Raw genomic sequence first — 25,432 nt, 5'->3', positions numbered from 1 at the left:
GCGCCCTTCCCGAAGCGCCCGGCCGAACGCAGGACATCCATGACGACACCAGACACCTCTCGCCTGCGCGATGCCCTCGACGCGCTGCACCAGCGCTTTGCCGGACCGGGCGGCGTCGCGGGCGTGGTCCACGAAGGGCGCATCGTCGCGGCGCGGGCCTGGGGCCATGCCGACCTGACCGCGCGCCGCCCGATGACCGCGGCCACGCGGCTGCCGATCTGTTCGATCACCAAGCAGTTCACCTGCGGCGTCCTCCTGTCGCGACTGGGCGAACCCGAAGGGTTCGACCACCGGGTCCGCGCGTTCCTGCCCGATTTCGAGGGCCCCCTGCCCCGCCTCCGGCAGCTCTGCGACAACCAGTCCGGGCTGCGGGACTACTGGGCGCTGTCGATCCTCCACGGCGCCCTGGCCGAGCAGACCTTCCGCCGCGAGGACGCGCTGCCGCTGATCGGGCGGATGAAGTCCGGCCATTTCGCGCCCGGCACCGGCTATTCCTACTCGAACGGCAACTTCCGCATCCTCGCCGAGATCATCGAGGCGGAGACCGGGGAGGATCTGGCCGCGCTCTATGCGGAACACATCTGGCGCCCGGCGGGGATGAAGACGGCCACGCTCACGGCGGACACCCGCCGACCCGCGGACGACGTGACAGGGTACGAGGGCACCCCCGCCACCGGCTTCTTCCCGGCGGAGAACGGCATCTTCTGGATCGGCGACGCGGGCATCTCGGCCGCCCTCGACGACATGCTCGCCTACGAATGCTGGATCGACGCGACGCGGGACGATCCGGACGCGCTCTATGCCCGGCTCTCCCGCCCTCCGGTCTTCGCCGACGGCACCCCGGCGCGCTATGGCTTCGGGCTGGGCCACGACACGGTCGCCGGGCTGCCGACGACGGGCCATGGCGGTGCGCTTCGGGGGTTCCGGGCGCACCGGATCCACGCCGCGGCGGCCCGGCTGTCCGTGGTGGTGATGTTCAACCACGAGGCCGATGCGCGGGGCGCCGCCCGCGAGGTTATGGAGGCCGCCCTGGACCACGCCCCGGCCGCGACCGCGGCGCCGCCTCCGGGCTGGGAGGGGCAATGGATCTGTCCCGAGACCGGGCTGCTGGCGCGAATCCTCCGGGACGGCGACACGCTGAAGCTGCACTACGCCACCGGCGCGCAGGCACTGACGCAGGTCTCGGGCGGCGGCATCGGCGCGCCCGGCGTCACGCTGCACCGCGAGGGCGAGGCGCTGCGCATGCGGCGCGAGGGGGAGCACCTGGAGACGCTGATGCAGCCCCTGCCCGCCGTGACCGCCGGCGACCGCGAAGCCATCGCGGGCGTCTACGAGAGCGCCGAACTCGGCGCCCGCCTCACGGTCGAGGCGCGGGACGGCGCCCTCGCCGCGTGGTGCGCGGGGATGCTGGGCCAGGGACGGATCGAACCGGTCCACCCCGTCGGGCAGGACACGTGGATCCTCGCGACGCGCCGGTCGATGGATGCGCCGGCGCCGGGGGACTGGACCCTGCGCGCCCGGCGCGACGCGGGCGGGCGGGTCGACGGGCTGACCGTCGGCTGCTGGCTGGCCCGTGGGATCGACTACCGCAGGGTCGGCTGACGGCGCTCAGGCGAAGGCGCGGGCGGCCAGCACGCCCAGCCACAGGCTGACGCCGGTCAGGACCGTGCCCCAGATGCCGTCGACCGCCACCTGCTGCAGGGACCAGTCGCGCATCACCGCGTAGCTGGTGAACTCGTAGGTTCCGTAGGCGACCGCGCCCAGCAGCGCGCCGTTCAGCAGCGCCATAGTCGGCTGGTCGGCGCGCAGGGCCGGAAGGGCGACGAGATAGACGGCGCCCGCGACGTAGAAGAGATAGAACACCACCGCGGCGCCAAGGCGCGGGCTGTCGAGGATGGCGTCGCCGAGGTGGCGGGTGAAGAGCGGTTTCATCACCAGCCGCAGCATCACCGCGTCGGCGGCAAGGAAGACGACGGTGGCGACGGCGTAGAGGATGGCGATCTGCATTGGCGGCTCCGGCTGCGGTTCCTGTCGTCTACGCACCAGGGCCGCAACCGGTTGCATCATTTCCCGTCAGTCGAGAAGCGCCGCCTGCACCCCGCTGTCCCATCCGAGCCAGATCCGTTCGTCGCTGCGGATCACCGGGCGCTTCATCAGGGTCGGGTGGGCGGCCAGCTGCTCCTCGGGGTCCGAGGCCTTCATCCAGTCCGACAGGCCGCGGTAGGTGGTCGAGTTGACGTTGACCAGCCGGTCGCCGAACTCCAGCAGCAGCTCGTCCCATTCGGCCGAGCTGAGCGGATCGGCCCGGACGTCGCGGAAGGCGACCTCGTGACCGGCATTTTCGAGGGATTTCATGGCCTTCTTGCAGGTGTCGCAGGTCGGGATGCCATAAAGCGTCAGGGTCGTCATCGGGGGCCTTCGGGTTGGAGGCGCCGCGAGGGCGCCCGGGATCGCGCCGAATCATGGCCGAAGTTCACGCATCTGTCATCCCTCGGGAGCGACGAAAATCGGCGTGTGAGACGCGGACGACCCACGTATGACGGGTGGCGGACGATCCGTGCAAAGGGGAATGGGGCGTGGCATCGGGCATGGCGAAGGGGCTCGACCGGCTTCGGGGCTGGGCGCGGAGGGTGAAGCGCGACGTGCTGGCGGTGTGGCTCGCGGCGCGGGACCGGCGCACGCCCTGGTCCGCCCGGCTAGTGGGCGCGCTGACCGCCGCCTATGCCCTGAGCCCCGTCGACCTGATCCCGGATGTCATCCCGGTGCTGGGGCTGCTCGACGACCTGCTGATCGTACCGCTGGGGCTTATGCTGGCGGTGCGGCTGATCCCGGGGCCGCTGATGGCGGAGTTCCGGGCGCGGGCGGCGGAAATGGAGGCGCGGCCGCGGAGCTGGATGGCTGCGGTGGTGGTTGTGGGGGTTTGGGTTGGGGTCATGATTTTTGCCATTCCCATGCACACAGAAATTGCTGCATGGCTCAAAAACTAGCATTATTTGATCAGAAAAATGAGATCACCACCGGCACGACCGATCTTTCTACACCATACCAAATCCAAAAAGATACTATGATCTAAGGGAGCAGATTAGAAGTCAAACTATCGTTCTATCTCAATGAGCATCTTGTCTAGTTTCTGCGACATCACGATGACTGGATCATCCCCAGATCCCCACAGGTCCAACATTTCAGCCAAGTCTGCATCATTAAACCCCAAAATGAGCTTACCATGCTCTCGAAGCGCGCCCTTTGCCGCCTTATCTGCATTCTCCGTAAGGCCCCGCCTAGAGAACAAGAACGCGGAATTGCGCAGCGCATTACGATAAAGATATCGCTCTGTTGCAAATATCTGATCTTGACCCACTGTATCACAATAATTTTTCATCTCAAAAATCACATATAGTGAGTTAAAGTGATCCCTTACCACAGACCAAAAATCATGTTGAGAATTTACACGTGCAACAAAGTCGTTTCGAGACATCCCGGTGTCACTCCGCACCTGACTTTGCCAATTTTCCAAGTGCGCAGATAACAAACGTTTCAAAATACTTTCGATGAGATTTTCGTAGCTTCGAGCTGAAGCACGCCCACAGCGGAGAGCATTCAGTTGTCTTTTGAACTCTTCTGAATGCAATAACGTCTCGCTTGAATCATCAGTTTCATTTTCCACCAAGGTCCGCTCAAGATGGAAAAGCTCCAAAGGCATTTCACTAGAAATATTTGGCTGTGGCTCAATCTGAGAGAACGGAGCCAGCATTGAAATAAGGTTTTTGAGTATAGTTTGATGTCCGGTCTGCAATGCCATTCCCAATAGATCCTGCAGATCGAGTAACAAAACTCGGTCGGAGAGGCGCTCGGCAGTTTTTCTCCCTGCTTGAGAAACAAGACCGCTTACTACTAGCAATCCATAGTCGAAAGCTCCATGAGCTAAGCAGTTTCTAACCTGTCGGAAGCTGTCGCGCAGGTAAAAATCGGGAATATGCAGATCACCAAATATCTTCACTTCGACTGCATATCTTTTTCCAGAGGCACTTAGTATTAGATCCACAAACCCAAATTGTTCATCCACCTTTCTGTTTCTGGAAACATCCGCACCCTTAATGTATTTGCGAAGAATTTCGCCGACTAATGTCTCGAATTGAGCAGCAAGCTCCGCGCGTTCGCTCACCCCAACACCCCCATGAACTCCCGCCATTCCCCCTTGCTCATGCCGGAGGTCTCCTGGGTCACCTGCTCGCCCTTCAGCATCCGCTTCAGGCAGTCGATGGCCGTCGCCGACAGCGTCGCGCCGCCCATGCGGTAGTCCTCGAAGGCGCCGTAGGCCGCCGGGACCCAGTCGGCGACGCAGGCGGCGATGGCCTCGGCGTAGACGCGGATCTCGTACTGGGCGTGGGCGTCGGCACGCAGGCGCAGGAAGTGGAACAGGTTGTGCAGGTCCACCTTCCAGTACCACTGGGTGTAGATGTTGGCGGGCAGGTTCATCCGCGCCAGCTCGCGCGCGAGGCCCGATTGCGGGGTGCCGTCGGGGGCGGTGTCCGAGAGCATCTCCTCGTAATGGTCGTAGGCGCGGTTGGCGTCGGATTTCAGGAGATCGAGCACCCGCGCCGCCTCGGCCCCCTCCAGCACCGCGCCGCGGCCCTGGTTGTTGACGGTGGACTGGGCGGCGAGGGCGGAAGGCTCGGGGATGTAGAACTCGCGGTCGAGGATCGAGTAGCGGGCGGAGTATTCGTTGACGTTGGCGGTGCGGTGGCGGATCCACTGGCGGGCGACGAAGACCGGCAGCTTCACGTGCAGCTTGACCTCGCACATCTCGAAGGGGGTCGAGTGCCAGTGCCGCATGAGGTAGCGGATCAGCCCCTCGTCGTTGCTGACCGACTTGGTGCCGCGGCCATAGCTGACCCGCGCCGCCTGGCAGATCGCCGCGTCGTCGCCCATGTAGTCGATCACCCGCACGAAGCCGTGGTCGAGCACCGGGTGGGCGACGTAGAGATGTTTCTCCATCCCCTCGGACACCGCGCGCAGGGTGGGTTTCGGGCTGGCGCGCAGGGCGTCGATCTCGGCCTGCTGCTCGGGGGTCAGGGTCATGGGCGCGCTCCTTCGCTCGGTGATCGCGGCGACCATAGCGGCGCCGGGACGGATCCGCCATCGCCAGGCCGTCCGACGACCGCGGGGATGGTGTCGATTTCCCACAAGCCCCCGCCAATCGACACCGACCGCCGGGGCGCGCTTGACAGAAGCGTGACCCGGCTGCGACCAATGCCGAAAAACAACAGGCAGCGTACAGGCGAACCTCATGATCAAGAAACTTCTGGCGGTCGGCGCGCTGGTCGCCCTGGCGTCCTGCAGCGGCGGCGTGAACCCGTTCAATCCCGACACCGGCGGCGACAATGGCGGAGGCAATGGCGGCGGCGACGACGGCACCCCGATCACCCGCGACGGACTTCCGCCCGGCACCGCCAGCCCGACGCCCTCCAGCACCATCTTCCGCAAGGAAGCCCGCGACGCGAACGGCAATGGCTACGCCGAGAACATCGCCTACGACGGGACGACCGACACGTTTCTCGTCGACAACCTCGCCTTCGACGGCGTGACCTCGGGTCAGAGCGTCTATGCCCGCGGCACCGCGGTCAGCAGCCTCGGGCCCTTTGCCGTCTACGAAAGCGCGACCGTGGCCGACGACGTGTTCAACGGCCAGCCGATCAACCAGTTCGCCTACCGGGCGATCTACGGCGTGTCGAACAGCGGCAACACCCAGTTCGCCATCGTGCGCACCGGCAGCTACGTCAACTACGGCTTCGGCGGCTTCATCTACCAGCGCGACACCGGCGTGACCCTGCCCACCACGGGACAGGGCTCTTACACCGGCCAGTATGCCGGCCTCCGGGACTTCGACGGCGTCGGCGGGCTGGAATACACGCAGGGCGATGCGGCGGTTCAGGTCGACTTCGAGGACTTCAACGACGGCCAGGGCGTGACGGCGCAGATCACCAACCGGCGGATCTTCGACATCGCCGGCAACGACGTGACGCAGGACGTGATCTCGGCGTGGAACACCGCCAACCCGACCAACACCATCGGCGCCCTGCCGGTGATCCGGTTCCGCATCGGCGACGGGGTGGCGGACGCCAACGGCGAGCTGGCGGGCGAGGCATTCTCGAACATCGGCGGCGAGGGCTTCGAGGCGGGCAATTTCTACGCCATGATGGCGGGCCCCAACGCCGAGGAGATCACCGGCGTCGTCGTCGTCACCTCGACCGATCCGCGCTTCCCCAGCACCCCGACCGTCCGCGAGACAGGCGGATTCATCGTCTACAGGTGATCGCCCCGTGAAAGCTGCCGCTGCCCTGGCCACCGCCCTCCTGCTGGCGCTGGCCCCCGCCCGGCCCCTGCGCGCCGAATCCCTCGCGCCCGCGGAGATGCGGGTGGCGGCGGTGCAGGCGGTGGCGGCGGGGCGGCCCGACCTTGCCCTGGCCATGGCCTCGTCGCTGCTCGCGCGCGATCCCGGCGACCAGACCGCGCTGCAGGTGCGGGCCCGGGCGCTGCGCGACCTCGGCCGCAACGCCGAGGCCGAGGCCGCCGCGCGCGAGACCTGGGCGAGCGCGGACAGCCCGGCCGACCGCTACCGCGCCGCCATGCTGGTGGCCCAGGCCCTGGCCTCGGCCGAGAAGCGGACCCGCGCCCAGTTCTGGCTGCGCCGCGCCGCGCAGAACGCCCCGACCGAGCAGATGCGCGACCTGGCGATCCGTGACTTCCGCTATGTCCGGGCGCGCAATCCCTTCTCGGCCAGCCTCAACTTCAGCATCGCGCCGACCTCGAACGCCAACGGCGGGTCGACCCAGGACACGTTCGAGCTGTTCGGCCTGCCGCTGACCCTGAACGGGGCCGCCAAGGCGCTTTCTGGCGTCCAGTTCGCCGGATCGGCACAGCTGCGCTACCGGCTGAAGGAAAGCGCGCGCGCCAAGACCGACCTGAACCTCGGCCTCCAGCACACAACCTACCGCCTGTCGGACAGCGCCCGCACCGCTGCGCCGGGGGTGGAGGGATCGGATTTCGCCTACAGCGCCATCACCGGCGGCATCGCGCGCGAGTGGATCACCGGCGACGGGCTGGCCCGCGCCTTCACCGGCTGGCACCTGGACTTCGGGCAGAACTGGTACGGCGGCGAGGTGCTGTCGCGCTTCGCCGAACTCGGCGCCGACCGCCGCTTCGCGCTGAACCGGACGACCCTGCTGCGCGTCGCGGCCGAGGCCGAGGTGCTGCGCCGCTTCGACGGGCGCGCGGCCAACGCCCGCAGCCTGACGCTCGATGCCACGCTGTTCCGGGCCCTGCCGACGGGCGGGCAGCTGAGCTTCGGCGTGGTGGCCGAGCGCAGCCTGTCCGACCGGTTCGACCTCGACTATTCCCGCGCGTCGGTCGCGGCCAGCTGGCGGCTGGCGAAGCCGGTGCTCGGGGCCGAGGTGACGCTCCGGGCCGAGATGGGGCTGCGCGACTTCGAGAACTCGCCATACCGCGCGGGCGGGCGGCGCGATGTCAGCCAGGGGCTGGGCGTCGACCTGTTCTTCGCCAACCGCGACTTCTACGGGTTCGCGCCGACGGTGACCTTCCAGGGCACGCGCCGGGATTCCAATGTCGATCTCTACGACACCCGCAACCTCGGGCTGCAGATCGGCATCCGCTCGGTGTTCTGAGCGCCCCTCCTCCGCAGGACGTCGATCGCCCGCGCCCGGCACGACCCGGGGGGGGGGGCCCGGCCCCGCGACCCTTTCGCTGGGGGGGGCGGGGGGGGGGGGGGGGGGGGAGGGGGCCCCCCCCCCCCCGCCCCCTCTCCCGCGTCGCCCTGCGGTTTTCCCTTCACCTCCCCGCCCATAGGATTACCTTGGCGCCAGAAGGAAGGAGTACCCGATGAAGATCAATTATCTACACACCATGGTCCGCGTGAAGGATCTCGAGAAGTCCAAGGCATTCTACGAGCTTCTGGGCCTCGAGGAGACCCGGCGCATCGACAACGAGGGCGGCCGCTTCAGCCTCGTCTTCATGTCGCCGCCGGGACAGGAGAATGCGGCGGTCGAGATGACCTACAACTGGGACGGCGACGAGGGGTTGCCGAGCGACAGCCGCCATTTCGGTCACCTCGCCTATGCGGTCGAGAACATCTACGAGATGTGCCAGCACCTGATGGACAACGGCGTGACCATCAACCGACCGCCCCGCGACGGCCACATGGCCTTCGTCCGCTCTCCCGACAACGTCTCGGTCGAGCTGCTGCAGATGGGCGAGGCGCTGCCCAGGCAGGAGCCCTGGGCGAGCATGGAAAACACGGGCCACTGGTGAGGTCCGGGCCGGCCCTGCTTTCGGGGCTGGCCCTCGCGGCCCCGCTCCTGGCCGCGGCCCCGGGCCACGGGGCCTGCCGGCTGGCGCTGGCGCTGGGGCTCGACATCTCGTCCTCGGTCGATGCGGCCGAGGACGCGCTGCAGCGGCAGGGCCTGGCAGCCGCCCTGCGCGCCCCCGAGGTCGCCGCGGCCGTCTTCGCGAGTGCCGAGCCCGTGGCGCTTGCGGTCTTCGAGTGGAGCGGGCGGGACCAGCAGGACCTGGTGCTGGACTGGACCCTCCTGCGCGCGCCGGAGGATCTGGAGGCGGCGGCGGAGCGCATCGCGCGCTCGCGCCGCAGTTACGCCGAGTTTCCAACGGCCATCGGCCAGGCCCTGATCTTCGCCGCTGCGCTCTTCGCCACGGCGCCGCCCTGTCTCTACAGGACGCTGGACCTGTCGGGCGACGGCACGCACAACGACGGCCCCTCGCCCATCGCGGCCTATCGTCTTCCACTTTACCGCGAGGCGACCGTGAACGCCCTGGCGATCACGGGGGCGAGCGACGGGCTGGTGGATTACTACACCGATACGGTGCTGCACGGGCCGGGGGCCTTTCTGGAGATCGCGGACGGTTTCGAGGACTTCGCCCGGGCGATGCGCCGGAAGCTTCTGCGCGAGATGGGCGCAAGAATGCTGGGGGCGCTGGAATGAGGGCGAGGCGCACTTTCGTAATGTCGCAAATGTGCAAGGTTGGCGCGGTCCTGCGGTGCTGGTGTCGCGCAGGAATTAAGGATCCGGGCAATTCCGCGCGGCCCCGCCCACTCGCCGCATCTCGCGCGGCCATCTTACCGGCCCTCGCGCTCCTGCTGTCGGTCGGGGCCGCCGGGGCCGCATGCCGGCAGGCGCTGGTCCTCGGGCTCGACGTGTCGGGGTCGGTGGATGCGGCGGAGTACCGGCTTCAGCTCGACGGTGTGGCAACGGCCCTGGGCTCGGCCGAGGTCCGCTCCGCGCTGGCCGCGATGCCGGACGCCCCCGTGGACCTGGCGGTGTTCGAATGGGCCGGGCCGGCGGATGCGCGGGTGATCCAGCCCTGGATCACGCTGGCGGACGATGCCGCGGTCGACGCGGTGATCGCGCGGCTGGCCGGCACCCTGCGGACCGGGACGGATCCCTCCACCGCCATCGGCGCGGCGCTGCTGTTTGGCGACACCCTGCTGGCGCAGCGCGGCGCCTGCTGGCGGCAGGTGCTGGACATCTCCGGCGACGGCATGTCGAACACGGGACCGCGGCCGCAGAAGGTGGAGACGGCTGCGGAGACAGTTGTGAACGCGCTGGTGGTCGGCAGCGACACGGACGTGGCGACCGACCTTCGGCAGGCGGAGGTCAAGGAACTGTCGTCCTACTTCCGCGTCAACGTGATCCGCGGCCCGGAAGCCTTCGTCGAGGTGGCACTGGGGTACGAGGATTACGCCCGGGCCATGCAGCGCAAGCTGCTCCGCGAGTTGCAGGTGATGGCCGTCGGTGCCGCGGCACCGGACTGAGACCCGGATCAGGCATTCTGCCGATCGCAAGGCCCCCGTCCCGCCCGATGCGCCGGGCGGGTATTCAGTAGATATAGCGGATCTGGTCGGTCCAGTAGCGTTCCACCCGGCGCAGCGAGCTGTTGATCGTCTCGATCCCGTCGGCACCGAGAACGCCGCGCGATTGCAGCCCCTCGGCGTGACGTTCGAACAGCTTGCGCACAACGTCGTGCACCGCCCGACCCTTCGCCGTCAGCCGCACCCGGACCGCCCGGCGGTCGATGCCGCAGCGCTGGTGGTGCATGTATCCCATCTCGACCAGCTTCTTCAGGTTGTACGAGACGTTGGAGCCCTGGTAGTAGCCTCGGCTTTTCAGTTCGCCCGCCGTCACCTCGTGATCGCCGACGTTGAACAGCAGGAGCGCCTGCACCGGATTGATCTCCAGCACCCCGACACGCTCGAACTCGTCCTTCAGCACGTCGAGGAGCAGACGGTGCAGCCGTTCGACCAGCGAAAGGCTCTCCAGGTATTCGGACATGAAACCGCGGTCGGGGGCGCCGGTCAGCCGTTCGTGTACGCTCATCTCGATCTCCGCCATTGCTCCTGGTCGAACGACAAATGGCGGAGATTCCTTAATTAATCGCAAATCTTGCCGCGAAGTGACCTAGGTCCGCCGCCAGCCCGCATGGGTCGCGATATCCTCGATCAGCGGGCCGTAGGGATCGGGCGCGGGGGCCTGCCCGGTGACCCAGCGGTAGAGGTCGTGGTCGTTCTCGTGCAGCAGCGCATCGTAGAGTTCCAGCCGCTCGGGCGGCAGGCGGTCCAGTCCCGCGGCCGCGTAGCTGCCAAGGATCAGGTCCATCTCCTTGATCCCGCGGCGCATCGAGCGCATGGCCATGCGCCGGATCCGGTTCTCCGGCGTCTCGTCCGGGTTCTCGGGCGGGCGCAGGTCGATCATCGCGGCGCGCTCCAGGCCGTCTTCAGCCGCTTCTCGAGCCGCCCCACCCGGTCGGCCATGCGCACGAGGTCGCTCTGGGTCTGGCGCAGCTCGGTCAGGATCTTGTTCACGTCCTCGGGCATGGTGCGGGCGTCGTCGGGATGGGGCAGACCGTCGCCCTCTCCGGTCATCAGCCAGCGCAGCGAGACGTTCAGCAGGCCCGACAGCATGGAAAGCTTGTTGGCGCGCGGTTCCGCCATGTCGTTTTCCCAGGCGGTCAGCGTCTTCAGCTTGACGCCCAGGCGACGGGCCAGGTCCTCCTGGCTCATGCCGACGTGTTCGCGGGCGTCGGCCAGGCGGTCGCCGAAGGTGGCGGTGTCGTTGGAATACCAGTTGTGCTCGTCCGCGCCCGGCGTCGCGGCGTCGCTGGCGGTCCGGTTCTCGGCGTCCGACATCGGTCTCTCCTTTTCGTCGCAGCAGGCGGAGGGGCCTCGGTTTGGCCCTTGATCCGCGAATGGTGCGACCCTAAGACAAGGCGCCGCAAACATCCACCGGGAGGCGACGATGCAGTTTCTGTCCGCGACACTGGACCGCGTTAAGCCGAGCCCGACGATCGCCGTGTCGAACAAGGCGGCCGAGCTGAAGGCGGCGGGCCACGACGTGATCGGACTGGGTGCCGGAGAGCCGGACTTCGACACGCCGGAGAACATCAAGGCCGCCGCGAAGGCCGCCATCGACGGCGGCAGGACGAAATACACGGCGGTGGACGGCATCCCCGAGCTGAAGCGCGCGATCTGCGAGAAGTTCAAGCGCGAGAACGGGCTGGACTATACCCCCGCGCAGGTCAGCGTGGGGACCGGCGGAAAGCAGATCCTCTACAACGCGTTGATGGCGACGTTGAACCCCGGCGACGAGGTGGTGATCCCCGCGCCCTACTGGGTCAGCTACCCCGACATGGTGCTGCTGGCGGGCGGCACGCCGGTCTTCGCCGAGGCGTCGATCCAGACCGGCTTCAAGCTGACCGCTGACCAGCTGGAGGCGGCGATCACCGACCGCACCAAGTGGCTGATCTTCAACTCGCCCTCGAACCCCACCGGCGCGGGATATACGGCGGAGGAGCTGAAGGCGCTGACCGACGTGCTGCTGCGCCATCCCCACGTCTGGGTGATGTCCGACGACATGTACGAGCATCTGACTTTCGGCGATTTCAAGTTTTGCACCCCCGCCGAGATCGAGCCGCGGCTTTACGACCGGACGCTGACCTGCAACGGCGTCTCGAAGGCCTATGCGATGACCGGCTGGCGCATCGGCTATGCCGCGGGCCCCGAGCCACTGATCCGCGCGATGCGCAAGATCCAGTCGCAGTCCACCTCGAACCCCTGTTCCGTCAGCCAGTGGGCGGCGGTCGAGGCGCTGACGGGGCCGCAGGACTTCCTGGCCGAGAACCGCCGCGTGTTCGAACGGCGGCGCGACCTCGTGGTGTCGATGCTGAACGAGGCCGAGGGCGTGCGCTGCCCGGTGCCCGACGGCGCCTTCTACGTCTACCCGTCGATCTCGGGCTGCATCGGCAAGACCTCGGCCGCGGGCACGAAGATCGTGGACGACGAGACCTTCGCGACGGCGCTGCTGGAGGAGAACGGCGTCGCCGTGGTGTTCGGCGCGGCCTTCGGGATGTCGCCGAACTTCCGCGTCTCCTATGCCACCTCGGACGAACAGCTGACCGAGGCCTGCCGTCGCATCCAGGCCTTCTGCGCCGGGCTGAAGGACTGATGGCGGCCGGGCTGCCCGACTATTATTTCCGCGTCCGCGAAAACGGCGCCTTCGTCTTCGCGGTCGAGCAGGATCCGCGGCAGCGGCGGGTCGAGATGAACCAGATCGCGGTCCTCAACATCCGCAACGGCGAGGTAAAGCCGCAGGGCGGACGGGAACTGAGCGCCGCCGACCTGGCCGCGATCGAGGACTGGATGACGAAGCGGCGCGCGACCCTCGCCGCACGCGAGATCGACGAGATCCACCGCGCGGTCGAAGTCCTGAACACCACGGCGCACTGGATCCAGAGCCGGGCGAGCGAGGCGCAGATCGACGCGGTGACGGACGACCTGCTGCTGGCGATGCACGACCTGCGCTCGGTGCTGATCCGCAAGCGCGCCGAACGCGCCGCGCAGGACGACTGAGGTCACGTCTCGCATTTCAACCCTTCCGGTTTCACACTTCGGAAACCAATCTGCTTCACTCCGAGTTGAACGGTGTGTGAAGCGTGAAGGATTGCCGGAATGGGACTGCCTTACGGACTGGACGGAATAATCGTCGCGGCGCTGAGCCTCATCGCCATCCCCGAACTTCGCCGCGCCCTGCAGCCGCCGCGGCTGTGGCGCGCCCTGCGCCTCGATGACCTTCGGGTGAAGAAGGACCGCGGCCCGGTCTGATCCGGGCCGCCGCCGATCACCGGATCACTCGGGCGCCCGGAAGGTCAGGCTGGCCCAGAGGGATTCCCACAGCGCGCCGGTCTTCGCGGCCAGTTCCGCCGAGGGTTCGCGCATGACCACGGCGTCGAGAAGATAGGTGTCGCCGGGGGTGACGGGGATCGTCGCCTCGCCCTTGTCGTCCGTGCGGGTGGTGGTGGTGGTCACGCTGCCGTCGGGCGCCTTGGCGAAGATTTCCACCTGCACGTCCTTTCGCGGCGCGTCCTGGTAGAGCACGCGCACCGGCAGTCCCGAGGACAGGTCGTCTGTATAGGGGTTCTTCAGCGCCACGATCTCGGTCAGCAGGCCATAGGCCCGGTCCTGCCCCGCGCCCTCCCCCACCGCGACGAGGCTCTTGCCATAGCGCGAATACATCTCGGTGAAGTCCTTCTCGGGATGGCCCTTCGCGCGATGCGCCTCGATCACGCCGTCGAAATCCTTGTGGGTCACGAAGTCCGCGAACTTCTGCCACTCCTTCCAGGTCAGGGCATAGTCCCGGGTGACGTGCAGGATCACGTTCAGCCCCTCGCCAAGCGGCGCCGCGTCGAGCGCGGGCCGGTCGCCGATGCGGCCCTCCACGGGCGTGCGGGTTTCGCCCTGCGCCAGCTCGAACAGGCGGAAGTTGTCGGGGATGTAGGCATAGGACGAGCCGTTGAAGCTCTGGCCCACGCGGATGTCGGCGACGATGTTCGCGCCGGGATCGGGCGTGAAATCCTGCGGGTCGATCCAGAACTCGTGGGCAACTGCGGCGGACGTGCTAAGTGCCAGCGCGACAAGGGACAATCTGAGGGACGTGAACATGGGGACGGCTCCGCTGGGTGTGTGGCATAGGGTGGCGCTGGACGGCATGGTGTCAAGCGTGGTGGCCTGCCTGCTCCTCGCGCTGTCGGCCTTCGCGGCTTCCGCGCACGAGGTGCAGCCCGCGGTGTCGGACGTGACCGTCGAGGGGCGGGAGCTGCACTGGGACATCGCCCTGACGCTGGAGCCGCTGATCGCGGGCGCGGATCTCGAGGGGCTGGAGGACACCAACGCCTCGTCCGAGGCGGACGAGATCGACCGGCTGCGCGCGCTGGCCCCCGCGGCGCTGGACAAGGCGTTCCGCACCTACTGGCCCGAGATGCGCGAGGGGATCGTGATCCGCGTCGGCGACAGCCGGATCCTGCCCGACCTCGTCGGCGTGGACGTGCCCGAGGTGGGCGACACCGCCCTGCCCCGCCTGTCGCGGCTGCGCCTGTCCGCGCTGCTGCCCGAGGGCGACGCGCCGGTGACGCTGGGCTGGGACAGCGCCTTCGGCGCGCTGGTGGTGCGGCAGATGGGGGCGGGCACCGACGCCTACAGCGGCTACCTGACCTCCGGCGCCCTGTCCGAGCCGATCCCGCGCACCGGCGTGGCCCAAGAGTCCGCGGGCGCGGCGTTCCTGAACTACATCAAGATCGGATACGAGCACATCATCCCCAAGGGGCTGGACCATATCCTGTTCGTGCTGGGCCTGTTCTTCCTGTCGCCGCGGCTGCGTCCGCTGCTGATGCAGGTCACGGCCTTCACCCTGGCCCATACCGTCACCCTGGCGCTCGGGATCCTCGGCTATGTCAGCGTGCCGCCGCAGATCGTCGAGCCGCTGATCGCCGCCTCGATCGTCTACGTCGGGGTCGAGAACGTGCTGGCGCGCGGCCTGTCGCCCTGGCGCCCGGTGGTGGTGTTCTGCTTCGGCCTGCTGCACGGCCTCGGGTTCGCCGCGGTGCTGGGGGACATCGGGCTGAACCCGGCGCGCTTCGTCACCGGCCTGATCGGCTTCAACGTCGGGGTCGAGCTGGGCCAGCTGTCGGTGATCGCCGTCGCCTTCCTGCTGGTCGGCCTCTGGTTCGGCCGCAAGGACTGGTATCGCCCGGTGATCTCGAACCCGGCCTCCATCGCGATCTCGCTGGTGGGCGCCTGGTGGGTGGTCGAGCGCACGGTGCTCTGACGCACCGTGCCCGCGCCGGTCAGTTGCCGGCGTTGTTGGCCGCGCGGATCAGCCCGAAGCCCGAGCCGATCAGCCCGACGATGGTCTGCACACGGGTCACGGGGCTTTCGGTGGCCAGCACCACGTCGCCCGGCTGGATCAGCATGTTGCGGGCCGAGAACAACCCGTCGGCCGTCGTCATGTCGATGGCGAAGACCACCCGTTGCTCGCGCGGGCCGCGTACCCCGGCGGACAGGGCCGAGCGTGGATATTCGCGCAGGATCAGCACGCCTTCAGGATCGGCTCGGCTGTCGGTGAGACCGCCGATCATCGAGATCGCCTCGAGCGCGGTGATCTGGTCGCGGTCGAAATAGACGATCTGCTCCTTCCCCGCGGCGCCGAGCGAGAGGAAGAAGCGGTCGTCCTGCTCGACGATGACCTTGTCGCCGCCGGTCAGCACGGCGTCGAGTTCGGGGTTGGAATAGAGCCGGTCCACCGTCGTCAGGTAAGTCCTGGAACCGCGCAGCAGCTTGACGCGCGGATTGCGCAGGCTGGGCGGCACCCCTCCGCCCTGCGAGATCAGGCTCAGCACCGAGAAGTTGCCGTCGGGCAGCGGGTAGCTGCCGGGACTGCTGACGCCGGAGACCAGGTCGACCGTGTTCTGCCGCCCCGCCACGAGGGTCAGCTGCACCTGCGCCGAGGGCGAGATGTCCACCAGCCGGTCCTGCAGAACCCCGCGCGCCCGGTCGGGCGACATGCCCGCCACGCGCACGTCGCCGACATAGGGAATGAAGACCCGCCCCGAGGGCGAGACCGCCATTCCGTCGAGCTTCGTCGCGCGCTGGCCGTCGGCCAGGATCAGCGAGTTCTCCTGGTTGTCCCAGATCGTGACGTTGACGATGTCACCGGGTGCGATCACCTGCCCGGTGGAGCCGCGCGTGGCGTGGGGCCAGCCGCTCGACAGTTCCGGGTTGACCTGCGGCCAGGCCTCGATCGACGGCAGCAGCGCGCGGGTGACGGGATAGAAGGCGAAGCCCTGGCCGGTGGTGTCGGCGTCACGGGTGATGTCGGTACGCATCGCGGCGCCCTGGGGCAGGCTGGCGCATCCCGACAGGAGGGCCACAAGACCGGTGACGAAGAGAAGCCCCGCGCGCTGTGCAGTCATGCAATACCCCAAACGATCGGTCTGGCGCCGAAGGCAGCCCGTTGCTACACCCGCATGCGGGCCGGCGCGTCCCGGGAAGGACTACAGCAGGATGTTGGGCAGTGACAGGCATTTTGGCGTGACGCGGCGCGTTTTTCTGGGGGCCGGCGGACGGGTGCCGAGCCTTCTGCGGGCTGCCTTCGGCCGTTTTCCCGAGCTTGGCGAGGCGCCGCTCGCCGTTGCCCGCACCGCTTCGGCGGACATCTGCCTGCGCTGGGACATGGATCGCCCGCCGCCGCCGCGCCCGCGGCTCCTGGCCCCGGACGGCGTGTCGGTCTTCAGCTTTGCCGGCGTCACGCCCCGCTCGGGCGCGCCGCTCGGACACAACACTGCCCTTGCCCTCGCCGCGCTCGAGGCGGCACGGGAGTGGGGCGCGGCCCGGCTGTTCGTGATGTCCTCCTCGTCGGTCTACGGGGCGACCGACATGGCCGGGGCGCGGGAGAACGCGCGCCTGCATCCGGCGGGCGACTACGGCGCGGCCAAGGTGGCGATGGAGACCGCGCTGCGCGACGCCGCTGCCGTGCCGGGGGCACCGCCGGTGACGATCCTGCGGCTCGGGAACGTGGCGGGCGCGGGCCAGCCCTTCGACGCCGCCGCCGCGGCCGGGACCCGGCCCCTGACGCCCGACCGCTTCCCCGACGGCCCGGGGCCGAGCCGGAGCTTCGTCGGACCGCTGACCCTGGCGCACTGCTTCGCCCGGCTGTCGGACCTCGTCGCCGCCGAGGAGGAACTGCCGCCGGTGCTGAACGTTGCCGCGCCCCGACCCACCACGATGTCCGCCATCCTGTCCGTGCTCGGCGTGCCCTTCGCCTGGGCCCCTGCCCCGCAGACGGCGCTGCACCGGGTCCACCTGGACACCCGGGCGCTGATGCGGCTGGTTCCCGACATCGACCCCCAAGACGGCGATGCCGCGGCCCTGGTGCGCGAAGTGCGCGCCGTCACGTCGGAGATGCGCCATGACGCCTGAGAAACGCGCCTTCGACCTGGTGCTGTGCCTGCTGCTCGCGGTGGTCCTCGGCCCGCTGTTCCTGCTTTTGCTGCTGGTCCTGCTGATCGCGGGCCACCGGCCGCTGTTCTACGGCTCCGAGCGTATGAAGACGCCCGACACCGCCTTCACCCTGTGGAAGCTGCGCACGATGACGGTGGACAAGTCCGACCGCGGCGTGTCGGGGGGCCACAAGGCACGGCGGGTGACGCGCATCGGCCGACTGCTGCGCCGCACCCGCCTGGACGAGCTGCCGCAGCTCTGGAACGTGATTCGGGGCGACATCACCTTCGTCGGGCCCCGCCCGCCCCTGCGCGAATATGTCGAGCGCTTCCCCGGGATCTACGGCGAGGTGCTGAAGGCGCGCCCGGGGATCACCGGACTGGCCACCCTGCGCTATCACCGCACGGAAGAGCGGCTGTTGGCCGCCTGCGACAGCCCGGAAGAGACGGATGCCGTCTATGTGCGCCGCTGCGTGCCCAGGAAGGCGGCGCTGGACCTCATCCACCAGAGGAACCAGTCGCTGTGTTTCGATCTGAAGCTGATCGGCCAGACCTTCAGCCGGCTCATTCCGAAATGACGACGCTCGCGTCCTGAGCGGCCGGCGCCGCCGCCGCCGCCGCCGCCGTCTGGGCGACGTTCGCCGCGCGGCCCTGGGGGATCAGCTCGATCTGGAGCGCTCCCGTGGCCTCGCTCGCCCATTGCACCGACTTGCGGATGGTGCCGTCGCCCTCGACCCAGTAGCGGTTCTCGAACCTGAGACCGCGCCCTTCACAGGTCTCGGTGATCAGCCGGGTGTCGATGGCGACGCCGGTGACGACGATCCGCTGCCGCCCCGGAGAGGCGAGGTTGCAGAAGAAGCGCGCCCGGTAGATCAGTTCGTCACCGCCGAGATAGTAGTGGTCGCGCACGACCTCGCCGCTGCCCTTGCGGATGTCGGGCTCTTCCGCCGAGGTCATGTCGTAGGCAAAGCCGGTGGTGCCGACGAGGATCCCGCGGCGCAGCGTGATCTGCTTCTGGTCGGCGGATTCCCAGATCACCGTGTCGCCACGCTCGGACACGATGCCGATCACCGCCTCGAACCCGTTCTTCAGCTGCGTGACCTTCACCAGCGGCGCGCCGAAGTTGCGCAGGGCGGCGTCGGTGGCCGTGACCTTGCCCACGCTCGCGTCAGCCCCGCGCAGGGAGCCGACGGCGACCTTGGCGGCCGCGCCGATGACGCCGCTGCCGTCGGTGCCGCAGCCCGCGAGGGCCGCGAGGGCGAAGAGGGCGATGGCCCGCAGGGACGCGCCCGAGCGCCGATCCGTCGTCATCTCCAGACCCGTCCCCACTGATCTTCCAGGGCATTGCGGTGGTAGCCGCGCACCTGCTCGTAAAGCCGTCCCGCCACGTTCAGCTTGGCGCCGCCGTCGCGGGTGATCGGACGCACCGTGGTTGCGATGGTGCGGCGGTCGGAATTGCCGAGGAACCAGGAGACCGGGATCTTCAGCCGGATGCCCTTGTCGAACGATCCCTCGCCGAAGTCGCTGAACGGCACGTCGGTCAGCGTGGCGAAGACGCCGACGCTCCAGCCGTTGCGGAACTCGCGGTCGAGGATGAGAGTCGCGCCGTAATCGCCCGCGAGGTAGCGGCCGACATCGACCTGGACGTGGAAGCCGTTGTCGAAGGCGTAGTAGCCCGAGACGTGTCCGGTCACCACGTCGTAGTCGCGGAAGCCGAACATCAGGTCGTAGTCGCGCTGCTTGACATAGTTCAGCTCGGCCCCGATGGCGAAGCGGCTGCCGGGCTGCTTGTACAGGATCTCGCCCGAGACGCCGCCGAACATCCGCTCGAGATAGCCGGCGGTGATCCGGCCATAGAGGTTCTCGCCGGGACGGAAGTAATAGGCGGCCTGAAGGTTGGCGATGCCCGGATCGCCCTCCTTGTCGTAGTAGTAGCCATCGGTGCGCACGCCGGGCAGGCGCGAGCCGGGCACCCGGGTCGAATCGTCGATGGAGCTGTAGACCTTCTTCTGCACCGCGCCCGAGAAGATCAGGCCCGGCACCGGCTCGAAGGCGGCGCTGAGTTCGGCGCCGAACTCGAAGCGGAAGGGCCGCGAGGGGTCGAAGTAGCTCTGCCGCAGGTAGGGGCCGAGGTTCCAGCTGAAGCGCGGGAACAGTTCGTCGTTCAGGGCCGACCCCGCGGGGCGCGGCCCGGCATTGGTGATCCCCGCGACCGCCAGCAGCCGATCGGATGCGTCCGGCGCGGACTCCAGCGCCTCGATGTCCGAGCGGCGCAGCGTGACGGCGGAACTCGGGATGCCGCTGACCACGGGAACGATGCGGAAGGTCTCGACCGAGGCGGGCATCGACAGGGTCAGGGCCCGCATCACCCGGCCGACCATCTGCGCGGGCGCGTCGAAGCCGGAGTTGCGCACCCGGACATCGACGCTGGACGCCGTGGCGGCAAGGGATTCGACGATGATCCCCTGGGGTTCGAGCTGGGCCGAGACGGTGGCCAGCAGGTTGCTGCTGGCCTTCGGCGACTGCGACCAAGCGGTGCCCCAGATGTCGGGGCTGGCCTGCCGGTCGGGGCGCGCCGAGACCGGGATCGGCGCCGGACCCTGGCTGCCGCGGCGCGGCGGGTTGTAGGGGTTCAGCGAGATGTTCAGGTTCAGCCCGACCTCGGAGCCGTACATGTAGTAGCCGCCAAGCGTCACCGCGTCGTTGATCCGGTAGTTGAACCCGAAGTTCAGCGGCGACTTGCGGTCGAACATCGCGGTCGAGGGGCGGCGCGGATCGTTGCCCGTCTCGATGTCGTAGGCGTCGGACGAGTATTCGGCGAGCAGCGACAGCTTGTCGTTGACCCGGTATTCGATGCCCGCGAAGGGCGAGGCCGGGCCGCGGAACCACTGGCCGAAGTTCGGCTTGCCACCGGTGCCGATGTCGGCGGCCGGCCGGTTGCCGAAGGGCGAGCCGATGGAATGGGCGCTGCCGAGCCTCCCCCAGCCCAGACCCGCCGTCACCTTCAGCCGCGGCGAGAGCGTCTTGGTCGCGACGAGGTATTCGCCCGACAGCAGACCGGTGCCGACGAAGTCCTGGAGGCCCACCTTCACCGCCGGCAGGTAGCGCGATTCGTTCAGCAGCCGCAGCGAGATGTCGAAGCTGCGGTCGAAGTAGTCGGGGAAGCCCGCGAAATTCAGGCCGGAAAACTGCGAGTAGCGGAAGCTGCCCTCGATGCGCGGCAGGATCTGGAACGTCAGGGTCGAGCGGGTGAGGCCGCCGAAATGCGACACCGTGACCGACAGCTGACCGTCCGGCTGGCCCTGAGCGCTCGGCATGTCGATCAGGCCGGTGACGCCGTAGAAGTTGAGCGAGGGTCGGTCGGTGAAGGCTGACACGTCTTCCTGCGCGCGCACCCCCGTGGGCAGGGTGACGCAGACCACCAGCGCCGCGTACCCGGCCCGGCGCAAGCCGCGGCGCGGCGATCTGTCCTTGGCGTCCGCCTTTGCTGTCACGGCTGGTCTTTCACTGGGTTGCACGGTTTCAGGCAACGCTCACCTGCGCGCCGACCCTAGCGCGGCTGCTCCGGACGATGCAAAGCGATCCTCGGGGCCGACGGCAACTTCGGCGCGGTGTGGCCGATTTCCAACGCCGACGTCCGGATGTCGTCCCCTGCGCGCGGGGGTCAGGCAATGCCGGATGCCGCGTCGCGCTGCGCGGGGCAGTACCCCTCGACCCAGCGCTGCGCCACGGCCAGGGCGGCGGCGTCGTTGCCCGTCGCCATCGCCTCGCGCAGGGCGCGGATGGCCGAGGCGACCTCGATCTCCGACAGCTTGGCTTCGTGCGCGGCGAAGATCTTCTCGTGGGCCGTGGTGACATGACCCTCGCCGATCAGCAGCTCCTCGTGCAGCTTCTCGCCGGGACGCAGTCCGATCTCCTGGATCTCGATGTCGCCGTCCGGATTGGCCTCGTCCTTGACGGTATAGCCCGCGTCCTCGATCACCTGGCGCGCCATGTCCCAGATGCGCCGCGACTTGCCCATGTCCAGCACGAAGACCTCGCCCCCCTTGGCGAAGGAGCCAGCCATCAGGACCAGGCTGACCGCCTCCTCGATCGTCATGAAGAAGCGGGTGACGTCCCGGTGGGTGACGGTGACCGGACCGCCACGGGCGATCTGTTCCTGGAACAGCGGCACCACCGACCCCGAGGAGCCGAGCACGTTGCCGAACCGCACCATGGCGAAGATCGTGTCCGGCGACCGGGCGGCAAGATCCTGCACCACCAGTTCGGCCAGGCGCTTGGAGGCGCCCATGACGTTGGTCGGGCGCACCGCCTTGTCAGACGAGATCAGGATGAACCGCTCCACCCCCGCCTCGCGCGCTTCCCGCGCCATGGTCCAGGTGCCCAGCACGTTGTTGGCGAGACCGACCAGCGGGTTGTTCTCGACCATCGGGACATGCTTGTAGGCGGCGGCGTGCAAAACGACGTGGATGTCGTGATCCTGGAGGATCCGGCGCACCAGCCGCGCCTCCGTCACCGAGCCGAGCACCGGCACCAGCTCGATCCCGAACTTCTGCGCCAGGGGCCGCAGCGACCGCTCGGCCTCGAAAAGCGCGAACTCGCTGATCTCGAAGATGACCAGCTTCAACGGCTTGCACCACATCACCTGGCGGCACAGCTCGGCCCCGATGGAGCCGCCGCCGCCGCTCACCAGCACGTTGCGCCCGACGACATGGGAACAGCCCATCGAGGTCGGCTGGCGATAGGGCTTGCGGCCGAGGAAATTGGAAGGCGGAACCGGCACCAGCTTCTCGACCAGGGTCCGCTCTTCGCCGATCAGCTGCGCGAAACTCGGAAGCGACTGCACTTCCAGCCCCTTGCGCTCGATCCGCCAGGCGATCTGGGTCACCTTCGGCTGCGGCGCCGAAGGCATGGCCAGCAGCACGCGGTCCACCCGCTTGGTCTTCACGATCTCGTCGATGTCGGTTGGCCTCAGCACCGGCAGTCCGGTGATCGTCAGACCCTGCAGCGCGGTGTTGTCGTCGACGAAGGCCACCGCGTCGATCGTCGGATGCGCGGTCAGCGCCAGGGCCAGCTGCCGCCCCGTGTGCCCTGCCCCGTAAATCAGCACCCGGCAGCGGGCGTTCACGCGGCGGTACATGTTCATCGCGACCTCGAGCAGCACGATCCGCCCGGCCGCCGAGAACAGGAAATAGACGATGCCGAACACCACGTAGGTGCCCACCGCAAGCTCGGCCCCGGCGATCCGGTGCAGCGCCGCGCCGCACACCGCGATCAGGGCCGACAGCAGCGCCATCCGGCCCATGGTCTTCACGTTGAGGTCGATCAGGCGGATGTGCGGAATCCGCAGCAGCGTCGAGACGGCGCCTGCCAGCCCCATCAGCAGCAGCACCACCAGCGTGATGTTGATGGCCGATGTCAGCGCACCGTAGGTGTCGCGCTGGACCGCGACCGTGAAGGCATAGGCAACCGGGACCAGTAACACGTCGACCGCCAGCAGGAGCGCGCGCTTGTAGTGCCGCGGGAGCGTTGTCACGAACTTGGAGATCATCGGCTTAACCATCGGTCTCATCAATTCCACCATGCTGGGAATGCCTCGTGCCGGTAAGGCGATCTCGCTGCATGAGTTACATCAGGCAAAGGCGTTCAACTATTCGATTAAAAAATGTGCTGTCCGTCTGATCCCGAAGCCTTCTGAATATACGCGCGCGCAATTTCTGCGCACAAGGTGATTCTCGTGCATGTGCAGAAACCTGCCGAACCTGCGGGGGCGGAAAAGGCATCCCGGCATACCGCTTGGAACGCGTCATTCCCCGCTATTCCGTCGGCTGCTGGCGCAGAAGGTCCGGGTCGCACTGAGCGACGGCCTCGAGCTTGTCGAGGATGACGAACAGCGTCTCCAGTTCCTCGGGGCCGAGCGCGCCGCGCAGCGCATCGTGGCGCGCCTTCATGATCGGCAGCGCGTCGGAGAACAGGCGGTTGCCCTCGTCGGTGATCTCGATCGTCAGCACCCGGCGATCGGTCTCGCTGTTCGCGAGGGTCAGGAGCCCCTGTTTCGCCATGGCATGCAGCGCGCGGCTGATCTGGGCCGGATCGAAGCCGCTCTTCTCTGCCAGCTCCCGCGAAGTGCGCGTCTGCTCGACCCAGATCGCCGACAGCACCCGCCAGTTGCTGAGGCTGACACCGTACTGGGCCAGGATGTTCGTCGCCTGCACGCTCAACGACTGGTGTAGCCGGGCAATGCGGTACGACAGGATGCGCTCCATCGTCTCGACGCCGTCCCGGTCGTCCCGGGAACCCGACAAAAGTTTCGCCTGGAAATACACGCGCGCCTCCTGACACTACAAGCTTCGGAACCGGTGCGGGCAGGCAAGCCCGCAGGGCGATCCGTTCGACGGACAACTCAACCGCCTCGATTTTGTTTCGTCAAGGAAGGTCGCGGCGCGGACAATCGTGTCCCGTTTGCATCAGACGGCATCCCTGTCGCGGGACCGTGGCCAGGGCCGGAACCTGTCGCCCGCCAGGCCAGGAAAGGCTTTGCCAACGCCGCGGCGGGCGGCAAGACTTGCCGGGGGCGGACAAACCTGCCCGGCCGATCCGCGGGAGACAAGACATGGCGCTGACCCTGAGCGATCTCGAAGCCCTCGCGGACCGCGGAGAGGTCGATACCGTCCTCGTCTGCATGGTCGACATGCAGGGCCGCCTGATGGGCAAGCGGTTCCACGTCCGCCGGTTCCTCGACACCGGCGGCGGCGAGAGCCACTGCTGCAACTACCTGCTGGCCACGGACCTGGAGATGTCGACGCCGGAAGGCTATGCCGCGACCTCCTGGCGCAACGGCTACGGCGACTATGCGATGCGCCCCGACCTGTCGACGCTGCGCCGTCTGCCCTGGCTCGACGGCACGGCGGCGGTGCTGTGCGACGTGCTGGACCACCATGGCGCCCCCGTCCCCCACTCGCCCCGCGCCGTCCTGAAGGCCCAGGTCGCGCGGCTGGACGCGATGGGGTTCGAGGCGCAGATGGCGACCGAGCTGGAATTCTTCCTCTTCGCCCGCGACTACGACACGATCCGGCGCGGCGGCTTCCGCGACCTCGAGCCGCTGTCGGGCGTCAACGAGGATTACAGCATCCAGCAGACCAGCCGCGAGGAAGCGGTGATGCGGCCGCTGCGCAACCACCTCCACGCCGCGGGCATCCCGGTCGAGAACACCAAGGGCGAGGCCGAGACCGGGCAGCACGAGCTGAACATCGGCCACGCGGGCGCCCTGCTCTGCGCCGATCACCACACGCTGGCCAAGCAGGCGGTGAAGGACATCGCCTGGGCGAAGGGCCACGCGGCGAGCTTCCTCGCCAAGTGGCACGCGGACAGGGCGGGATCGTCCTCCCACATCCACCAGAGCCTTTGGAAAGGCGGCGAAAGCGCCTTCTTCGCGCCGGGGGCCGAGTTCGGCATGTCCGGGACGATGCGCGCCTGGACCGCCGGGCTGATCGCCCATGCCGCCGAGACGACGGTATTCCTCGCGCCCTACGTCAACAGCTACAAGCGCTTCGCGGCAGGCACCTTCGCGCCGACGACCACGGGCTGGAGCGTCGACAACCGCACCGCGGGCTTTCGCCTCTGCGGCGCCGACAGCCGGGCGGTGCGGGTCGAGTGCCGGATCGGCGGATCGGACCTGAATCCCTACCTCGCGCTCGCCGCGCAGATCGCCTCGGGAATCGCCGGGATCGAGGGCGGGCTCCCGCTGGAGCCGCCGGTCACGGGCGACCTCTACCGGGGCGACGCGCCGCGGATCCCCGCGAACCTGCGCGACGCGACCGCTCTGCTGGCGGGGTCGGACATGCTGCGCGCGGCCTTCGGAGAGCAGGTGGTGGAGCATTACGTGCGCTGCGCCGAGATCGAGCAGGAGGCCTTCGACCGCGCGGTGACGGATCACGAGATCGCCCGCGGGTTCGAACGGGCCTGAGCGCGATGCCCCCGCGTCCGTGCTCGCGCCATTGCGCCGGCCCCGCCCGCGACGCCATGATGCGTGGGGCGGCGGTGCCACCGCGGCCCGAAGAGACGACATCCACGAAGG

General features: G+C 68.2%; 27 protein-coding genes. 14 read left to right on the top strand and 13 right to left on the bottom strand.

Going from position 1 to position 25,432, the window contains the following annotated elements; genetic code table 11:
* Window positions 1–39 precede the first annotated feature (39 nt).
* Window positions 40–1,602 (top strand): D-aminopeptidase, encoded by a 1,563-nt coding sequence (locus tag A7B20_RS05575; RefSeq protein ID WP_102107563.1) that lies wholly within the window; start codon window positions 40–42, stop codon window positions 1,600–1,602.
* A 6-nt stretch (window positions 1,603–1,608) separates the two neighbouring features.
* Here the strand turns inward: A7B20_RS05575 and A7B20_RS05570 are convergent, their stop codons facing one another.
* A complete protein-coding gene (locus tag A7B20_RS05570; protein ID WP_102107562.1) occupies window positions 1,609–2,007 on the bottom strand; it encodes a DUF2177 family protein in 399 nt (132 codons plus the stop codon).
* A 66-nt stretch (window positions 2,008–2,073) separates the two neighbouring features.
* Window positions 2,074–2,400: an arsenate reductase family protein gene (locus A7B20_RS05565; RefSeq protein ID WP_102107594.1), complete on the bottom strand. Its 327-nt coding sequence runs from the start codon at window positions 2,398–2,400 to the stop codon at window positions 2,074–2,076.
* 176 nt (window positions 2,401–2,576) lie between these two features.
* Here A7B20_RS05565 and A7B20_RS05560 point away from each other — a divergent pair, with 176 nt between their 5' ends.
* Window positions 2,577–2,987 (top strand): YkvA family protein, encoded by a 411-nt coding sequence (locus tag A7B20_RS05560; protein ID WP_245866597.1) that lies wholly within the window; start codon window positions 2,577–2,579, stop codon window positions 2,985–2,987.
* Window positions 2,988–3,094: 107 nt separating this feature from the next.
* Here the strand turns inward: A7B20_RS05560 and A7B20_RS21135 are convergent, their stop codons facing one another.
* Both A7B20_RS21135 and thyX read right to left on the bottom strand, forming a co-directional pair.
* On the bottom strand, window positions 3,095–4,189 hold the full coding sequence (locus tag A7B20_RS21135; RefSeq protein WP_109791152.1) for a restriction endonuclease: 1,095 nt from the start codon (window positions 4,187–4,189) through the stop codon (window positions 3,095–3,097).
* The gene (gene thyX / locus A7B20_RS05555) at window positions 4,159–5,079 is read right to left on the bottom strand and encodes an FAD-dependent thymidylate synthase (protein ID WP_102107560.1); all 921 of its coding nucleotides are present in this window, start codon (window positions 5,077–5,079) and stop codon (window positions 4,159–4,161) included. The genes A7B20_RS21135 and thyX overlap by 31 nt, the downstream gene beginning before the upstream one ends.
* A gap of 208 nt (window positions 5,080–5,287) precedes the next feature.
* On the opposite strand from thyX, the gene A7B20_RS05550 reads away from it, so the two are divergent.
* From A7B20_RS05550 to A7B20_RS05530, 5 genes are all read left to right on the top strand, one after another.
* A complete protein-coding gene (locus tag A7B20_RS05550; RefSeq protein WP_102107559.1) occupies window positions 5,288–6,313 on the top strand; it encodes a hypothetical protein in 1,026 nt (341 codons plus the stop codon).
* 7 nt (window positions 6,314–6,320) lie between these two features.
* Window positions 6,321–7,682: a porin family protein gene (locus A7B20_RS05545; protein WP_102107558.1), complete on the top strand. Its 1,362-nt coding sequence runs from the start codon at window positions 6,321–6,323 to the stop codon at window positions 7,680–7,682.
* 214 nt (window positions 7,683–7,896) lie between these two features.
* Window positions 7,897–8,325, top strand: coding sequence for a VOC family protein (locus tag A7B20_RS05540; RefSeq protein ID WP_102107557.1), 429 nt, complete (start codon window positions 7,897–7,899; stop codon window positions 8,323–8,325).
* Window positions 8,322–9,014 carry a DUF1194 domain-containing protein gene (locus A7B20_RS05535; RefSeq protein ID WP_342747220.1) on the top strand — a complete coding sequence of 231 codons (693 nt, stop codon included), beginning with the start codon at window positions 8,322–8,324 and terminating at the stop codon, window positions 9,012–9,014. The genes A7B20_RS05540 and A7B20_RS05535 overlap by 4 nt, the downstream gene beginning before the upstream one ends.
* A gap of 74 nt (window positions 9,015–9,088) precedes the next feature.
* Window positions 9,089–9,844, top strand: coding sequence for a DUF1194 domain-containing protein (locus A7B20_RS05530; RefSeq protein WP_425437124.1), 756 nt, complete (start codon window positions 9,089–9,091; stop codon window positions 9,842–9,844).
* Window positions 9,845–9,908: 64 nt separating this feature from the next.
* Here A7B20_RS05530 and A7B20_RS05525 read toward each other — a convergent pair whose 3' ends face one another.
* From A7B20_RS05525 to A7B20_RS05515, 3 genes are all read right to left on the bottom strand, one after another.
* On the bottom strand, window positions 9,909–10,406 hold the full coding sequence (locus tag A7B20_RS05525; protein ID WP_102107592.1) for a MarR family winged helix-turn-helix transcriptional regulator: 498 nt from the start codon (window positions 10,404–10,406) through the stop codon (window positions 9,909–9,911).
* Window positions 10,407–10,487: 81 nt separating this feature from the next.
* Window positions 10,488–10,781, bottom strand: coding sequence for an FAD assembly factor SdhE (locus tag A7B20_RS05520; protein ID WP_102107555.1), 294 nt, complete (start codon window positions 10,779–10,781; stop codon window positions 10,488–10,490).
* Window positions 10,778–11,215 carry a helix-turn-helix domain-containing protein gene (locus A7B20_RS05515; RefSeq protein WP_102107554.1) on the bottom strand — a complete coding sequence of 146 codons (438 nt, stop codon included), beginning with the start codon at window positions 11,213–11,215 and terminating at the stop codon, window positions 10,778–10,780. Before A7B20_RS05515 ends, A7B20_RS05520 begins: the two co-directional genes overlap by 4 nt.
* Before the next feature lie 109 nt (window positions 11,216–11,324).
* Between A7B20_RS05515 and A7B20_RS05510 the strand changes: the two genes are divergently transcribed.
* The 3 genes from A7B20_RS05510 to A7B20_RS21190 all read left to right on the top strand — a co-directional run bounded on the left by A7B20_RS05510 (window position 11,325) and on the right by A7B20_RS21190 (window position 13,186).
* Window positions 11,325–12,530: a pyridoxal phosphate-dependent aminotransferase gene (locus A7B20_RS05510; RefSeq protein WP_102107553.1), complete on the top strand. Its 1,206-nt coding sequence runs from the start codon at window positions 11,325–11,327 to the stop codon at window positions 12,528–12,530.
* Entirely contained in the window at window positions 12,530–12,934 is a 405-nt protein-coding gene (locus A7B20_RS05505) for a hypothetical protein (RefSeq protein ID WP_102107552.1), read from the top strand. Before A7B20_RS05510 ends, A7B20_RS05505 begins: the two co-directional genes overlap by 1 nt.
* A 99-nt stretch (window positions 12,935–13,033) precedes the next feature.
* Complete coding sequence (locus A7B20_RS21190; RefSeq protein ID WP_157937608.1) at window positions 13,034–13,186, top strand: hypothetical protein; 153 nt, start codon at window positions 13,034–13,036, stop codon at window positions 13,184–13,186.
* A 24-nt stretch (window positions 13,187–13,210) separates the two neighbouring features.
* Here the strand turns inward: A7B20_RS21190 and A7B20_RS05500 are convergent, their stop codons facing one another.
* Complete coding sequence (locus tag A7B20_RS05500) at window positions 13,211–14,023, bottom strand: DUF4198 domain-containing protein (protein WP_102107551.1); 813 nt, start codon at window positions 14,021–14,023, stop codon at window positions 13,211–13,213.
* Between A7B20_RS05500 and A7B20_RS05495 the strand changes: the two genes are divergently transcribed.
* Window positions 14,022–15,185 (top strand): HupE/UreJ family protein, encoded by a 1,164-nt coding sequence (locus tag A7B20_RS05495; RefSeq protein ID WP_245866591.1) that lies wholly within the window; start codon window positions 14,022–14,024, stop codon window positions 15,183–15,185. The genes A7B20_RS05500 and A7B20_RS05495 overlap by 2 nt on opposite strands.
* A 19-nt stretch (window positions 15,186–15,204) precedes the next feature.
* On the opposite strand, the gene A7B20_RS05490 is transcribed toward A7B20_RS05495, so the two are convergent.
* Complete coding sequence (locus A7B20_RS05490) at window positions 15,205–16,329, bottom strand: polysaccharide biosynthesis/export family protein (protein ID WP_102107550.1); 1,125 nt, start codon at window positions 16,327–16,329, stop codon at window positions 15,205–15,207.
* A 154-nt stretch (window positions 16,330–16,483) separates the two neighbouring features.
* Between A7B20_RS05490 and A7B20_RS05485 the strand changes: the two genes are divergently transcribed.
* A complete protein-coding gene (locus A7B20_RS05485; protein WP_157937607.1) occupies window positions 16,484–17,335 on the top strand; it encodes an NAD-dependent epimerase/dehydratase family protein in 852 nt (283 codons plus the stop codon).
* Window positions 17,325–17,933 carry a sugar transferase gene (locus A7B20_RS05480; protein ID WP_102107549.1) on the top strand — a complete coding sequence of 203 codons (609 nt, stop codon included), beginning with the start codon at window positions 17,325–17,327 and terminating at the stop codon, window positions 17,931–17,933. The genes A7B20_RS05485 and A7B20_RS05480 overlap by 11 nt, the downstream gene beginning before the upstream one ends.
* On the opposite strand, the gene A7B20_RS05475 is transcribed toward A7B20_RS05480, so the two are convergent.
* The 4 genes from A7B20_RS05475 to A7B20_RS05460 form a co-directional block, all read right to left on the bottom strand.
* The gene (locus tag A7B20_RS05475) at window positions 17,920–18,666 is read right to left on the bottom strand and encodes a YjbF family lipoprotein (protein WP_102107548.1); all 747 of its coding nucleotides are present in this window, start codon (window positions 18,664–18,666) and stop codon (window positions 17,920–17,922) included. The genes A7B20_RS05480 and A7B20_RS05475 overlap by 14 nt on opposite strands.
* Window positions 18,663–20,849 carry a YjbH domain-containing protein gene (locus A7B20_RS05470; protein ID WP_157937606.1) on the bottom strand — a complete coding sequence of 729 codons (2,187 nt, stop codon included), beginning with the start codon at window positions 20,847–20,849 and terminating at the stop codon, window positions 18,663–18,665. The genes A7B20_RS05475 and A7B20_RS05470 overlap by 4 nt, the downstream gene beginning before the upstream one ends.
* A gap of 170 nt (window positions 20,850–21,019) precedes the next feature.
* Window positions 21,020–22,927 carry a polysaccharide biosynthesis protein gene (locus A7B20_RS05465; protein ID WP_425437123.1) on the bottom strand — a complete coding sequence of 636 codons (1,908 nt, stop codon included), beginning with the start codon at window positions 22,925–22,927 and terminating at the stop codon, window positions 21,020–21,022.
* Between the two features lie 244 nt (window positions 22,928–23,171).
* Window positions 23,172–23,660, bottom strand: coding sequence for a MarR family winged helix-turn-helix transcriptional regulator (locus A7B20_RS05460; protein ID WP_157937605.1), 489 nt, complete (start codon window positions 23,658–23,660; stop codon window positions 23,172–23,174).
* Between the two features lie 308 nt (window positions 23,661–23,968).
* On the opposite strand from A7B20_RS05460, the gene A7B20_RS05455 reads away from it, so the two are divergent.
* Window positions 23,969–25,321: a glutamine synthetase family protein gene (locus A7B20_RS05455; RefSeq protein ID WP_102107544.1), complete on the top strand. Its 1,353-nt coding sequence runs from the start codon at window positions 23,969–23,971 to the stop codon at window positions 25,319–25,321.
* Window positions 25,322–25,432 lie beyond the last annotated feature (111 nt).

The organism is Oceaniglobus roseus, from assembly GCF_002869745.1.
Lineage (GTDB): Bacteria > Pseudomonadota > Alphaproteobacteria > Rhodobacterales > Rhodobacteraceae > Oceaniglobus > Oceaniglobus roseus.
The sequence above is the reverse complement of the archived record's forward strand: the minus strand, read 5'-3'. Positions and strand labels throughout refer to the sequence as shown.